This window comes from Bradyrhizobium sp. MI1.4, from assembly GCF_055811315.1.
On record NZ_JBVVPP010000040.1, the window covers coordinates 19,090 to 32,331 of the forward strand.

At 65.0% G+C, this 13,242-nt stretch carries 13 protein-coding genes; 9 read left to right on the forward strand and 4 right to left on the reverse strand.

The features are described 5' to 3' along the window. Positions 1-14 precede the first annotated feature (14 nt). From AC0L23_RS29705 to AC0L23_RS29745, 9 genes are all read left to right on the forward strand, one after another. Positions 15-1,310, forward strand: a complete 1,296-nt coding sequence (locus tag AC0L23_RS29705; RefSeq protein ID WP_085358281.1) for a glutamate-5-semialdehyde dehydrogenase — start codon at positions 15-17, stop codon at positions 1,308-1,310. Between the two features lie 20 nt (positions 1,311-1,330). Continuing rightward, positions 1,331-1,975 carry a nicotinate-nucleotide adenylyltransferase gene (locus AC0L23_RS29710; RefSeq protein WP_085348680.1) on the forward strand — a complete coding sequence of 215 codons (645 nt, stop codon included), beginning with the start codon at positions 1,331-1,333 and terminating at the stop codon, positions 1,973-1,975. A gap of 238 nt (positions 1,976-2,213) precedes the next feature. Further along, entirely contained in the window at positions 2,214-2,570 is a 357-nt protein-coding gene (gene rsfS / locus AC0L23_RS29715) for a ribosome silencing factor (RefSeq protein WP_007598906.1), read from the forward strand. A gap of 96 nt (positions 2,571-2,666) precedes the next feature. Then, positions 2,667-3,149, forward strand: a complete 483-nt coding sequence (gene rlmH, locus AC0L23_RS29720) for a 23S rRNA (pseudouridine(1915)-N(3))-methyltransferase RlmH (protein WP_085348681.1) — start codon at positions 2,667-2,669, stop codon at positions 3,147-3,149. A 45-nt stretch (positions 3,150-3,194) separates the two neighbouring features. Next, the gene (locus AC0L23_RS29725; protein ID WP_085358283.1) at positions 3,195-4,526 is read left to right on the forward strand and encodes a murein hydrolase activator EnvC family protein; all 1,332 of its coding nucleotides are present in this window, start codon (positions 3,195-3,197) and stop codon (positions 4,524-4,526) included. Continuing rightward, the gene (locus tag AC0L23_RS29730) at positions 4,523-5,878 is read left to right on the forward strand and encodes a S41 family peptidase (RefSeq protein WP_018459850.1); all 1,356 of its coding nucleotides are present in this window, start codon (positions 4,523-4,525) and stop codon (positions 5,876-5,878) included. Before AC0L23_RS29725 ends, AC0L23_RS29730 begins: the two co-directional genes overlap by 4 nt. Positions 5,879-6,022: 144 nt before the next feature. Continuing rightward, positions 6,023-7,255: a divergent polysaccharide deacetylase family protein gene (locus AC0L23_RS29735; RefSeq protein ID WP_085358285.1), complete on the forward strand. Its 1,233-nt coding sequence runs from the start codon at positions 6,023-6,025 to the stop codon at positions 7,253-7,255. 75 nt (positions 7,256-7,330) lie between these two features. Further along, a complete protein-coding gene (locus tag AC0L23_RS29740) occupies positions 7,331-7,834 on the forward strand; it encodes an RNA pyrophosphohydrolase (RefSeq protein ID WP_018459848.1) in 504 nt (167 codons plus the stop codon). 167 nt (positions 7,835-8,001) lie between these two features. Further along, positions 8,002-8,502: an RNA pyrophosphohydrolase gene (locus AC0L23_RS29745; protein ID WP_018459847.1), complete on the forward strand. Its 501-nt coding sequence runs from the start codon at positions 8,002-8,004 to the stop codon at positions 8,500-8,502. Positions 8,503-8,580: 78 nt separating this feature from the next. On the opposite strand, the gene AC0L23_RS29750 is transcribed toward AC0L23_RS29745, so the two are convergent. The 4 genes from AC0L23_RS29750 to AC0L23_RS29765 all read right to left on the reverse strand — a co-directional run bounded on the left by AC0L23_RS29750 (position 8,581) and on the right by AC0L23_RS29765 (position 13,228). Further along, positions 8,581-10,212: an adenylate/guanylate cyclase domain-containing protein gene (locus AC0L23_RS29750; RefSeq protein ID WP_085358287.1), complete on the reverse strand. Its 1,632-nt coding sequence runs from the start codon at positions 10,210-10,212 to the stop codon at positions 8,581-8,583. A 151-nt stretch (positions 10,213-10,363) separates the two neighbouring features. Continuing rightward, complete coding sequence (locus AC0L23_RS29755) at positions 10,364-10,771, reverse strand: F0F1 ATP synthase subunit epsilon (RefSeq protein ID WP_018459845.1); 408 nt, start codon at positions 10,769-10,771, stop codon at positions 10,364-10,366. Positions 10,772-10,857: 86 nt separating this feature from the next. After that, positions 10,858-12,300, reverse strand: coding sequence for a F0F1 ATP synthase subunit beta (gene atpD / locus AC0L23_RS29760; protein ID WP_007598896.1), 1,443 nt, complete (start codon positions 12,298-12,300; stop codon positions 10,858-10,860). Positions 12,301-12,352: 52 nt separating this feature from the next. Further along, a complete protein-coding gene (locus tag AC0L23_RS29765; protein ID WP_026233891.1) occupies positions 12,353-13,228 on the reverse strand; it encodes a F0F1 ATP synthase subunit gamma in 876 nt (291 codons plus the stop codon). Between the last annotated feature and the right edge of the window lie 14 nt (positions 13,229-13,242).

Below are 13,242 nucleotides of genomic sequence, written 5' to 3' on the forward strand. Positions count from 1 at the left end.
AGGTTGAAACTCCCATGGCCGCCCCCCTCAAAGCCGTCGACGGCAATGCCGATCTTCAGGCGCTGATGACCGATCTCGGTACCCGTGCCCGCGCTGCCGCGCGCGTGCTGGCGCTGGCGCCGCCGGAGCAGAAGAACCGGGCGCTCGAGGCCATGGCGCGGGCGATCCGCAACAATTCAGCTGCGATCCTCGCCGCCAATGCCGAGGACGTCACCGAGGCCCGCGCCTCCGGCAACGCCACCTCGTCCTTCATCGACCGCCTGACGCTGACGCCGGCGCGGGTGGAGGACATGGCCGAGGGCATCGGCATCGTGCGCGGCATTGCCGATCCCGTCGGCATCGTCACCGAGAGCTGGCAACGGCCGAACGGCATGACCATCGAGCGCGTGCGCGTGCCGCTCGGCGTCGTCGGCGTGATCTTCGAGAGCCGGCCGAACGTTGCGGCGGACGCCGGTGTGCTGTGCCTGAAGTCGGGCAATGCCGTGATCCTCCGCGGCGGCTCCGACAGTTTCCGCTCCTGCCGCGCGATCCATGACTGCCTGGTGCAGGGCCTGCGCGAAGCGGGCCTTCCCGAGGCTGCCATCACGCTGGTGCCGACGCGCGACCGCGCGGCGGTAGGCCAGATGCTGTCGGGATTGAATGGCGCCATCGACGTGATCGTGCCGCGCGGAGGCAAGAGCCTCGTCGCGCGCGTCGAGCAGGAAGCGCGCGTGCCGGTGTTCGCGCATCTCGAAGGCGTCAACCACATTTACGTCGACGGCAGCGCCGACCTCGCCATGGCGAAATCGATCGTGCTCAACGCCAAGATGCGCCGCACCGGCGTCTGCGGCGCCGCCGAGACGCTGCTGGTCGATCGCGCGGCAGCCGGTAAAAACCTCAAGCCGCTGGTTGAGATGCTAATCGAGGCCGGCTGCGAAGTGCGTGGCGACGACGCCGTGCAAAAGATCGATGCGCGCGTCAAACCCGCGAGCGCGGACGATTGGGACACCGAATATCTCGATGCGATCATCGCAGCGAAGGTGGTGGACGGCGTCGACGGCGCGATCGCGCATATCCAGAACCACGGCTCGCACCATACCGATGCGATCGTGAGCGCCGATGAGACCGCTGCGAAAAAATTCCTGAGCGAGGTCGATTCCGCGATCGTGCTGCACAACGCCTCGACGCAGTTCGCCGACGGCGGCGAGTTCGGCTTCGGCGCCGAGATCGGCATCGCCACCGGCAGATTCCATGCCCGCGGCCCGGTTGGCGCCGAGCAGCTGACGAGCTTCAAATATCGCGTTCACGGCACCGGGCAGACGCGGCCGTAGACGACGCAGGGCGCGGGGCATTGAGCAACAATTTCGTCGCGCCACGTTTCTTCGCGCAGGCCATACCGACCCATACCTCGGGCATGCGCATCGGCCTGCTCGGCGGCTCGTTCAACCCGCCGCACCAGGCCCATCGCGCGATCAGCCAGTTCGCGCTGAAACGACTCCAGCTCGATCGCGTGTGGTGGCTGGTGACGCCAGGCAATCCGCTGAAGGAGAACGGCGCGCTGCATGAGCTCGGCGCGCGCATGCAGGCGGCGCGCGAAATGGCCGACGATCCCAGGATCGAGGTGAGCTGTCTCGAATCCGTCATTCGCACGCGCTATACCATCGATACGATCAACACCTTGCGCCGCCGCCTCTCGGGCTTGCGCTTTGTCTGGATCATGGGCGCCGACAACCTCGCTCAATTCCATCGTTGGCAGCACTGGCGGCGCATCGCCGACCAGGTGCCGATCGCGGTCATCGACCGTCCGCCGCAGAGTTTTCGCGCCCTCGCCTCTCCCGCCGCCCAGGCGCTCAGGCGCTATCGGATGCCGGAGAATGAGGCGCCATTGCTTGCGGATCGGGCCGCCCCGGCCTGGGTATTCCTGACCGGAATGAAGCTGAATCTCTCGTCGACCGGCTTACGGAACCCGGACGGAAGCTGGAAAGGTACGAAGTGAGTCAGATTGTGCGAACGCCATGCGGTCTTCGGGCTCTCTGGCATATTGAAACCCTTAACCCCACATGATGTAGTGTAACCAGTGGGCGCCGGATTCGGCGTTCGCGATACAGTGAAAGGAATGGTCCCTGACCACATCTGTATTGTCCAAGACAGCCTCACCCAAGACGGCTTCACCGAAGTCTGTTTTACCCAAGGTTGCCAAGCCGACGCGTAAAACATCGACCAAAGCTGCGGCCTTGAAGGCGCAACCCGACGCCGACAAGACGCTGAGCCTGATCCTCTCCCGCCTCGACGACATGAAGGCGGAAGAGACTGTGACCATCGACCTTCGCGGCAAATCGGCCTACTCCGACTACATGATCGTCACCACCGGCCGGGTGAACCGGCATGTCGGCGCGATCGCGGAGAACGTCGCCAAAGGCCTCAAGGAAAACGGCATCAAGAACATCCACGTCGAGGGCTTGCCCAATTGCGACTGGGTGCTAATCGATTCCGGCGATGTGATCGTGCACGTGTTCAGACCCGAGGTCCGCGAGTTCTACAGTCTCGAGAGATTGTACACGCAGGGCCCAGGGGCGGCGAAGGCGATCTGAGAGGCTGCTGGCCGATTTCGAATCGGCTGACGCGCATGCTAGCGTCGTGCGCGCGCAGATCGCGCGCGGTCCAGAAAACGCGACCCTGAACATATCATGCGCATAGCCGTCATTGCGGTGGGCCGGCTGAAGCAGGGCCCCGAACGGGAGCTTGCCGAGCGCTATTTCGAGCGGTTCGACGAGGCCGGCCGCAAGCTCGGATTCCGCGAGCTCGCCATCCACGAATTGCCCGAAAGCCGCGCGCGCGATACGGCGACGCGGATGGCCGAAGAGGCCGCGGCGATCTCCGCCCATATTCCCGAAAAGTCGGTCCTGGTGGCGCTGGACGAGCGCGGCCAGAATCTGGATTCGACCGTATTCGCACGGCATCTCGGGCGCTGGCGCGACGAGGGTGCCGGTCATACTATCTTCATGATCGGAGGGGCGGACGGACTTTCGCCCGAATTGCGCCGTAAGGCCAAGCTCGCGATCGCGTTCGGCTCTGCGACCTGGCCGCATCAAATGGTCCGCGTCATGCTTCTGGAACAGCTTTATCGGGCCGCCACCATTCTGGCGGGCCACCCCTATCACCGCGCGTGATCCGCGCCACAACGAGCACCTTTGCTTAAAGCGATGCGAGAAGCGATGCGAGCGCCGATTTTCAACCTGCTGCTGATCGCCGGCGTTGCCGGCGCAAGCCTCGCGCAAGCTCAGACGCCTGCACCGCAGACTGCGGCCGTAGCGCCCGATGCGATCAAGCAGCGCGAGCAGGAGCTCGAAGCCGCGCGCGCCAGCAAGAAGAGCGCTGAGGAAGCGCAGGCCAAGCTCAAGGCCGAGATCACCTCGCTCGGCCAGGACCGCACCCAGCTCAATCAACAGTTGATCGACACCGCCGCCAATGTGCGCACCGTCGAGACCAAGATCGACGAGGCCGAAGCGCGGCTGCGATCGCTGAACGGCCGCGAACAGGCGATGCGCAGCTCGCTCGATTCACGCCGCGCCGACATCGTCGAGGTGCTGGCGGCCTTGCAGCGCGCCGGAAGGCGGACGCCGCCAGCACTTCTGGTACGGCCCGAGGATGCCCTGCAATCGCTGCGCACGGCGATGCTGCTCGGTGCCGTGGTGCCGGAGTTGCGCGGCCGTGCCGAGAAGATCGCGGGCGAGCTCGGCGAGCTCGTGGCCTTGCGCAAGACCATCGCGACCGAGCGCGACCAGCTTGCCTCCGACCGCGACAAGGTGCGCAACGACCAGACCCGGCTCGCGGCTCTGGTCGACGAACGGCAGCGTCAGCAGGCGTCGCGCGAAAAGGACCTCGACGCCGAGAACGCGCGCGCCGTCGCGCTCTCAAGGCAAGTCGGCGATCTCCAGGGGCTGATCGCCAAGATGGAGCAGGATCTGCAAAGCGCCGCCAAGGCGGCCGAGAAGGCAGCTGAGGCCGCCAAGCAGGCCGAGGCCAAGGCGGCTGCAAACGCGGCCGCCAGCGCCAAGACCGGCCCCGGCGCATTCAAGGATCGTTCCCGCACCACCCCTGCGATGGCCTTCGCCGCGGCCAAGGGCCTCCTGCCTCTTCCGGTTAACGGTAACAAGATCAGGGATTTCGGCGGTTCGGACGGGCTCGGCGGGGTCCAGAAGGGCATTTCGCTGGCGACGCGGCCCGGCTCCCAGGTCACGACGCCGTGTGATGGCTGGGTGGTCTATGCCGGCCCGTTCCGCAGCTATGGACAACTCTTGATCCTCAATGCCGGGGGCGGGTATCATGTGCTGATCGCCGGGATGGAGCGCATTTCGGTCAACATCGGACAATTCGTGCTCACGGGGGAGCCTGTCGCGACCATGGGGTCGACCTCTCAAGTCGCCTCCATTCTCGCCACGAACGCGAGTCAACCTGTGCTCTATGTCGAGTTCCGCAAAGACGGCACTCCAATCGATCCAGGCCCATGGTGGGCCGCAAATGAAGGCGAGAAGGTTCGCGGATGATGCGCAAGACTTCAGTTATCCTCCTCAGCGCGGCCACCGGTGCGGCGCTGACGCTGTTCGTGACGCAACCGCGCGCGGTCTTCATGGGCTCCAGCGCGCGAGCCGCCACTGCGGACACCTATCGCCAGCTCAATTTGTTCGGCGACGTGTTCGAGCGCGTGCGCTCGGACTATGTCGAGAAGCCCGACGACACCAAGCTGATCGAATCCGCGATCAGCGGCATGCTCACCGGTCTCGATCCGCATTCGAGCTACATGGACGCCAAGAGCTTCCGCGACATGCAGGTGCAGACCCGCGGTGAGTTCGGCGGCCTCGGCATCGAAGTCACGATGGAAGACGGCCTGATCAAGGTGGTCTCGCCGATCGACGACACCCCGGCCTCGCGCGCCGGTGTCATGGCCAACGACATCATCACCAATCTCGACGACGAGGCGGTGCAGGGCCTGACCCTGAACCAGGCGGTCGAGAAGATGCGCGGCCCGGTCAACACCAAGATCAAGCTGAAGATCATCCGCAAGGGCCAGGACAATCCGATCGACGTCACGCTGGTGCGCGACAACATCCGCGTCCGCTCGGTGCGCGCCCGCGTCGAGGCCGACGACATCGCCTATATCCGCATCACCACCTTCAACGAGCAGACCACCGAAGGCCTGAAGCGCGAGGTCGCCAACCTCTCGAATCAGATCGGCGACAAGCTGAAGGGCTACGTCATCGACCTCCGCAACAACCCGGGCGGCCTGCTCGAGGAAGCGGTCACCGTCTCCGACTCCTTCCTGGAGAAGGGCGAGATCGTCTCGACCCGTGGCCGCAATGCCGAGGAGACCCAGCGCCGGACCGCGCATACCGGCGACCTCACCAAGGGCAAGCCGGTCATCGTGCTGGTCAACGGCGGCTCGGCTTCGGCGTCGGAGATCGTCGCCGGTGCGCTGCAGGACCACAAGCGCGCGACCATCGTCGGCACGCGCTCGTTCGGCAAGGGCTCGGTGCAGACCATCATTCCGCTCGGCTCCGGCAACGGCGCGCTGCGTCTGACCACTGCGCGCTACTACACGCCGTCGGGTAAGTCGATCCAGGCCAAGGGCATCGTGCCCGACATCGAAGTGCTGCAGGACGTGCCGGACGAGCTGAAGTCGCGCACCGACACCAAGGGCGAAGCTTCGCTGCGCGGCCATCTCAAGAACGACGGCGACGAGAAGACCGGCTCGCAGTCCTACGTTCCGCCGGACGCCAAGGACGACAAGGCGCTCAAGCTCGCCGACGATCTGCTCCACGGCATCAAGAACAGCGCGTCCGCGGCGCCCACGCCGGGCGGCGACAAGGCCACGACCGACAAGCCCAAAGCGGCGAACTAGGTCGGCGCATCGCGATCTGACGAAAAGGGCGGCTCCCGGAGCCGCCCTTTTTGCTTGAAACTCCTGATATCCCCGGCCTATCCCAGCCTGCCGCCGCTTGACCCCGGCGTGGTATCGTCATTGCTGAGTGATTCGGGATCGCGCATGACTGAAACGGCCGATGATCTGAGCGCCCCGCTCGGACGGGACAAGCCGCGCCGGAAACGCCGGCTGCGGCTGCCGTTCACGGCCATGCAGCTGCTCGCGGTCCTGCTCGGACTGTTCCTGGTCAGCTTTGCCGGCTTCGCCATCTTCAACAAGGATCCGCTCGGCGGCGAGCCAATGACGCGGCTCGCGATCCGCGAACCCAATGCCGCAGACAAGGCTGGCGACGACAAGCCGGCCGCGGCCGGCCATGGCCAGGACAGCAAGCAGGAAAGCAAGCAAGAGACCAAGGACGCACCGAAGCAGGCGGGCGAGCAGAAGACCGTCACCATGATCGACGGTTCCACCGGCATGCGCCACGACGTGGTGATCGGCGGCGATGCCGCCGGCAAAAGCGAGACGGCGGCGGCCTCCGCACCGCCGCCCGTCATGGCCGGGATCGACCCAAAACTTCTTGAGAAATCGCGCTATGGCATGATCCCCGCGGTTTCCGGGGATCTGAAGCCGTTCAACGTCTATGCGGCGGATGCCGACCGCGCCAAGGCCGCCAAGATGCCGGTGGTCGCGATCCTGATCGGCGGCCTCGGCGTCGGCGCCGCCAAGACCACCGATGCCATCATGCGGTTGCCAGCGGCGGTGACGCTGGCCTTCACGCCCTATGGGTCCGATCCAGGAAAACTCGCCGAGCGCGCCCGCGCCCAGCGCCACGAGATCTTCCTCCAGATCCCGATGGAGCCCTATGACTTCCCCGACAACGATCCGGGACCGCAGACGCTGCTGACCTCGCTGAGTGCCGACCAGAACATGGACCGCCTGTACTGGCATCTGAGCCGGATGCAGGGCTATGCCGGCCTGACCAATTTCATGGGCGCCCGCTTCATCGCAACGGAGCCGGCGATGCAGCCGATCATCCGCGAGGCGGCCAAGCGCGGCCTCGGCTTCTTCGACGACGGCTCCTCGCCCCGCAGCATCGCGCCGCAAGCGGCCGGCAGCCAGGCGATGCCGTTCGGCAAGGGCGATATCGCGATTGACGCGGTGCCGACCCCGGCCGAGATCGACCGCGCCCTGACCAAGCTCGAAGCGGCGGCGCGCGAGCGCGGCGTGGCCGTGGGCACCGCCTCCGCCCTCCCGGTCTCGATCGAGCGCATCGGCGCCTGGACCAAGACATTGGGCGACCGAGGTATCCTTTTGGTGCCATTGACAACCGCGATGCTGAAATCAAAATCCAGCTAAATCAACGGATTGGTATGGTACAGGCCCGCGGGGCCTGCTTAAGCCTTACCGACAGCATGCGAGAGGTCTGGCGGAATGGCGCGTTACGAGGATCTGCCCTACCGGACCTGCGTCGGCGTGATGTTGCTCAACAAGGACGGACTGGTGTTCATCGGCCGCCGCGCCGGCGGCATCGAGCATGTCGACGACACCCATGTCTGGCAGATGCCGCAGGGCGGCGTCGATCCCGGCGAGGACAATTGGGAGGCCGCCAAGCGCGAGCTCTATGAGGAGACCAGCGTGCGTTCGGTTGAGCGGCTCGGCGAAGTTCCGGACTGGCTCACTTACGACATTCCGCGCACGGTCGCCGGGCGCACCTGGAAGGGCCGCTACCGCGGCCAGCGCCAGAAATGGTTCGCGGTCCGCTTCACCGGCAAGGACAGCGAGATCAACGTCGAAAAGCCCGGCGGCGGTCACAAGGCCGAGTTCGTGAGCTGGCGCTGGGAGCCGATGAAGAACCTGACCGGGCTGATCGTCCCGTTCAAGCGCCCGGTCTACGAGCGCGTGGTGAAGGAATTTTCCGCGCTGGCGCAGGATTAGTTCAAGTCGCCATTCCAGGTTGATGCTAGAGCCAGTTCCGTTCCGATAGAATCGGGACGGGGCTCTAGTTTTTTATTTTGACGCGTTTTCTTGACGCGAACCGCGGTATCCACTTCGCTCGAAAACGCTCTAATGCACAGCCTGAAATGACGACGAGAGATCCACGCGTGAGCACTGAAAAACCCTACCGTCCCAATGTCGGAATCGCGCTGTTCAACGCCGATGGCCGCGTGCTGATCGGGCACCGCTTCAAGGGCGACGGACCCGAGATCATCCTGCCGGGTCTGGACTGGCAGATGCCGCAGGGCGGCGTCGACGAGGGCGAGGATTTGCGCGATGCCGCGCTGCGCGAGCTCTGGGAAGAGACCAGCGTCAAGAGCGCATCCTATCTCGGCGAGACCGACTGGTTGACTTACGAATTCCCGCCTTATGACGGGCCGCAGACACATCGACTGGCAAAATTCCGCGGCCAGCGCCAGAAATGGTTCGCGTTACGCTTCACCGGCAAGGATGACGAGATCGATCCGCTGACGCCGCGCAACGGGCAGCCCGCCGAGTTCGACGCCTGGCGCTGGGAGCGGCTCGACCGCGTCCCCGATGTCGTGGTGCCGTTCCGCCGGCACGTCTACAGCGCAGTGGCGCAGCAGTTTGCGCCCTTCGCCAACTAAAATCGCGAAAACAACCCCATGCACCAGTAGAACGGGGTTGAAATCATTAGAGAACTTTGCCCGGAAATTTGCGTGAGCCTAGTTGATCGGTCCCACCGTGAACGGGCCGATTGCGATTAGGTGGCAGTCGCTGTCGCGCTTGGCGCAGTCGGCGAGCGCGGAATTGACGGCGGTCTGCTCGTCCGCGGCCTTGAGGCCGAGGCCCGGCCGGCCCGCGGTGCCGACCGCGACGGCGTTCCAGCCCATGCCGTCGGCGAGCTTGCGCACGACCTCGTCGCGCGCATCTGCGACGATCGAGGCGTTCGACGCCGCATGGAAGAATCCGGTGATCCTCAGCAGGGTTGGGATCGGCACGACGAAATTCTCGTCGACGGCAACGACCAGGCAGGCGACGCCGGCGATCGCGCCGCACGATTCCAGTGAACGCCGCGCGGCATCGTCGGCGGACGATGCGCCCATCACCATGAAATATTGGCCGCCGGGGCCGAGCGCGACCGCGCGGGATTTTGCCGAGGGCACGAACATGTTCTCGAGCCGGACCTTGGCGGGATCGCGCACCATCGGAAAGTCTTTCGAGGCGAAGGCGCGCTCGGTCATGGCATCATGCCGGACGAACGGTTGCGGCGGCATCGGCGGTTTGCCGTGCGTGTAGACCACATTGTTGCCGACTGCATAGAGCTCGCAACGCCGCGGCGACTGCGCGGCATCGGCGCGCTTCTGGCACTGATCGAGTGCGGCGTTGCGCGCGGCTTCCTCGTTCGGCTGATTCAACGACGCGCCGGTGAACCCGCCGACATTGAGTGCGAACGCCTTGTAGTCGCCGGCAGCGGAATAGTCGCCGGCCAGGTAGTTGCGGATGCGCTCGTTGATGAAGGGGACGCTGTCGGCAGGAAACTTGCCGGCCATCGGTGAAGCCGATGGTGCCGGCATGGGCATCGGCGCTTTCGCCGCCATGGTGGATGACGGGCTTGGCGCTGCTGCCGCAGCCGCGTTGGGCATCGGACTTGATGCTGGGCTTGGCGCGGTCACTGCAACCGCCGGCGCCCTGGTCGTCTCGAGCTTGGTGAAATAGAGGAAGCCGCCGACGCCGATGGCGACGACGGAGACGACACCGACCACCAGCGGCCACATCCAGTTCGGCGCGGCCTCAGCCTTAGTCACCTTCTTGATCTGCGGCGTCGCGTAGCTACCGTCCCCGCGCCGCATCGCCACCATATAGGCGTGCACCGGCGTCGGGATGTTCTTGACCTCCTGCGCGCCGATATCGGCGAACTGCACCGACAGCTTGTTGGCGACCTGCTCGTGCACGGCGCGGGAGACGCAGATGCCCCCGACCTCGGCGAGGCCCTCGAGCCGGGCGGCGATATTGACGCCGTCACCGAGCAGATCGCCGTCGCGCTCGACCACGTCGCCGATGGTGATGCCGATGCGGAACGACATCTGCCGGCTCGGCGGATAGGCCATGTTGCGGGTTCGCAGGGATTCCTGAATGTCGATCGCGCAGCGCACCGCATCGACCGCGCTTGGAAATTCCGCAAGCACGGCATCGCCCGCGGTGTTGAAGATGCGTCCGCCCGCCCTGGCAATGAAATCATCGACGACCTCGCGATAGGCGGCGAGACGCCGCAGCGTCTCCTCTTCGTCTTCCGCAACCAGTCGCGAGTAACCGGCAATATCGGCCGCGAAAATCGCTGCGATCTTGCGTTTCATCTGCGGCCGGCCCCCGGAACAAAGTTCGCGGGCGCAGAATGGCGCTATCGGCGGCGCCGTGCAACAAAGTTTCAGCGCCCGCCACTTCCGTGACGAGCGCTGAACTTATTCAGGAATTTTCAGCTCGGGCCCCGGCGCAGTGCACCGGGGCTTAGTGCATCGCCGTGCTGCTGAGCTGCTGCTGGATGCTCTTGAAGTGGTCGAGCCGGGCGATGGCTTGATCGAGCTCGTTGCCTTCGTGCTCCTTCAAGCCCTCTTCCATCTCCGAGATGGTCGCGGCGAACTGGGCCCGGTCGAGCTCGGCCAGCGAGGTCGCGACGTCGGCGAGTACGGTCAGGCCCTTCTCGGAGACTTCGGCGATACCGCCGAGCACGATGATCTTCTCGTGCTTGCCGCCGGTGGTCACGGTGAGAATGCCGGGCCGGATCGCGGCCACGACCGGCGCGTGTCCCGCCAGCACGCCGAAGTCACCTTCGACGCCGGGGATATCGACCTGGTCGACCTCGCCCGAGAAGGCGAGCTTTTCCGGCGAGACGAGATCGAAGTGGAAGGTGGCCATTGGAAACCTGCGAATGGTGAGTAGCGAATTGCGAATGGAGCGGGAGCGGCGCGACTATTCGCTACTCCCTGCTCGCCCTTCGCAGCTTAGGCCGCCTCGGCCGCCAGCTTCTTGCCCTTCTCGATCGCCTCTTCGATGGTGCCGACCATGTAGAAGGCAGCTTCCGGCAGGTGGTCGTACTTGCCTTCGCAGAGGCCGCGGAAGCCCTTGATGGTGTCCGCGAGGTCGACGAACTTGCCGGGCGAGCCGGTGAAGATTTCGGCGACGTGGAACGGCTGCGACAGGAAGCGCTCAATCTTGCGGGCGCGGGCCACCGTCAGCTTGTCCTCTTCCGAAAGCTCGTCCATGCCGAGAATGGCGATGATGTCCTGCAGCGACTTGTAGCGCTGCAGCACCTGCTGGACCTGACGCGCGGTGTCGTAGTGCTCCTGGCCGACGACGAGCGGCGAGAGCATGCGCGAGGTCGAGTCGAGCGGGTCCACCGCCGGATAGATGCCCTTTTCCGAGATCGCGCGGTTCAACACGGTGGTGGCGTCCAAATGCGCGAACGAGGTCGCGGGCGCCGGGTCGGTCAAGTCGTCGGCCGGAACGTAAATGGCCTGCACCGAGGTGATCGAACCCTTCTGCGTGGTGGTGATGCGCTCCTGCAGCGCACCCATGTCGGTGGCGAGCGTCGGCTGGTAACCCACGGCGCTCGGGATACGACCGAGCAGCGCCGACACTTCAGAACCGGCCTGGGTGAAGCGGAAGATGTTGTCGACGAAGAACAGCACGTCCTGGCCCTGATCACGGAAGTGCTCGGCGACGGTCAGACCGGTGAGGCCGACGCGGGCGCGAGCGCCGGGCGGCTCGTTCATCTGGCCGAACACCAGCGCGCACTTCGACTTGACGCTCGGATCCGGATTATGCGGATCGGCGTTGACCTTGGACTCGATGAACTCGTGATAGAGGTCGTTGCCCTCGCGGGTACGCTCGCCGACGCCGGCGAAGACGGAGTAACCACCGTGCGCCTTCGCGACGTTGTTGATCAGCTCCTGAATCAGCACGGTCTTGCCGACGCCGGCGCCGCCGAACAGGCCGATCTTGCCGCCCTTGGCGTAGGGCGCGAGCAAGTCGACGACCTTGATGCCGGTGACGAGAATTTCAGCTTCGGTCGACTGGTCGGTGTAGCTCGGCGCTTCCTGGTGGATGGCGCGCATGCCTTCGGACTGGATCGGACCGGCTTCGTCGATCGGCTCGCCGATCACGTTCATGATGCGCCCGAGCGTGCCCGCACCCACCGGAACCGAGATCGGCTGACCGGTGTCGGTCACTTCCTGGCCGCGGACCAGACCTTCGGTCACGTCCATCGCGATCGTGCGCACGGTGGACTCACCGAGATGCTGCGCAACTTCCAGCACGAGGCGGATGTTGCCGTTCCTGGTTTCCAACGAATTCAGAATGGCCGGCAGATGGCCTTCGAACTGAACGTCGACGACGGCGCCCATGACCTGGGTGACACGACCGACCTGGGTAGCTGCTGTAGCCATGAAGCTCTCCTTCGAAATTCTTTACTTGAACGACCGTCGTTTGGTTCGTGCGTCAGACCGCCTCGGCGCCGGAGATGATCTCGATCAGCTCCTTGGTGATCTGGGCTTGACGGGTTCGGTTGTAGATCTGGGTTTGCTTGCGGATCATTTCGCCGGCGTTGCGGGTGGCGTTGTCCATGGAGCTCATCTGCGCGCCATAGAACGAGGCGTTGTTTTCCAGCAGCGCGCGGAAAATCTGCACCGCGATATTCCGCGGCAACAGGCCGGAGAGGAGTTCGTCTTCCTCCGGCTCATAGTCATAGGACGTCGACGGCGCGGTCGCCGCTTTTTCTTCCACGGTCAGCGGAATGATCTGCTGCGCGGTCGGGACCTGGGCAATCACCGACTTGAACTGCGCGTAGAACAGCGTGCAGACGTCGAATTCGCCGTTGTCGAAGCGGGCCAGAACCTTCTTGGCAATGTCGTCCGCGTTGACGAAGCCGAGCTGACGAACGCCGCGCAGGTCGAGATGCTCGACGATCTGCTTGTCGTACAGGCGGCGGAGCTGCTCGTAGCCCTTGCGGCCGACGCAGAAGAATTTGACTTCCTTGCCCTGCGCCAACAGCGCCTGGGCGCGCTCGCGCGCGAGGCGCACGATCGAGGAGTTGAACGCGCCGGACAGGCCGCGCTCGCCGGTGCAGACCAGCAGTAGGTGAACCTGATCCTTGCCGGTGCCGGCCAGCAGCACCGGGGCGCCGGGCGAACCGGCGGCAGCGCTGGCGATGTTGGAGATCACCGCGCTCATCTTGTCGGCATAGGGCCGCGCCGCCTCGGCCGCTTGCTGGGCGCGGCGCAACCGGGACGCCGCGACCATTTGCATGGCCTTGGTGATCTTCTGCGTCGCCTTGGTGGAGGCGATGCGGACGCGCATGTCTTTAAGTGACGCCATTCTTCGTTCACCCC

Bases quoted from the DNA above. Each gene is read 5' to 3' on its own strand.
- AC0L23_RS29705 (WP_085358281.1), top strand. From the start codon at position 15: ATGGCCGCCCCCCTCAAAGCCGTCGACGGCAATGCCGATCTTCAGGCG.
- rlmH (WP_085348681.1), top strand. From the start codon at position 2,667: ATGCGCATAGCCGTCATTGCGGTGGGCCGGCTGAAGCAGGGCCCCGAA.
- AC0L23_RS29725 (WP_085358283.1), top strand. From the start codon at position 3,195: ATGCGAGCGCCGATTTTCAACCTGCTGCTGATCGCCGGCGTTGCCGGC.
- AC0L23_RS29730 (WP_018459850.1), top strand. From the start codon at position 4,523: ATGATGCGCAAGACTTCAGTTATCCTCCTCAGCGCGGCCACCGGTGCG.
- AC0L23_RS29735 (WP_085358285.1), top strand. From the start codon at position 6,023: ATGACTGAAACGGCCGATGATCTGAGCGCCCCGCTCGGACGGGACAAG.
- AC0L23_RS29740 (WP_018459848.1), top strand. From the start codon at position 7,331: ATGGCGCGTTACGAGGATCTGCCCTACCGGACCTGCGTCGGCGTGATG.
- AC0L23_RS29750 (WP_085358287.1), bottom strand. From the start codon at position 10,212: ATGAAACGCAAGATCGCAGCGATTTTCGCGGCCGATATTGCCGGTTAC.
- AC0L23_RS29755 (WP_018459845.1), bottom strand. From the start codon at position 10,771: ATGGCCACCTTCCACTTCGATCTCGTCTCGCCGGAAAAGCTCGCCTTC.
- atpD (WP_007598896.1), bottom strand. From the start codon at position 12,300: ATGGCTACAGCAGCTACCCAGGTCGGTCGTGTCACCCAGGTCATGGGC.
- AC0L23_RS29765 (WP_026233891.1), bottom strand. From the start codon at position 13,228: ATGGCGTCACTTAAAGACATGCGCGTCCGCATCGCCTCCACCAAGGCG.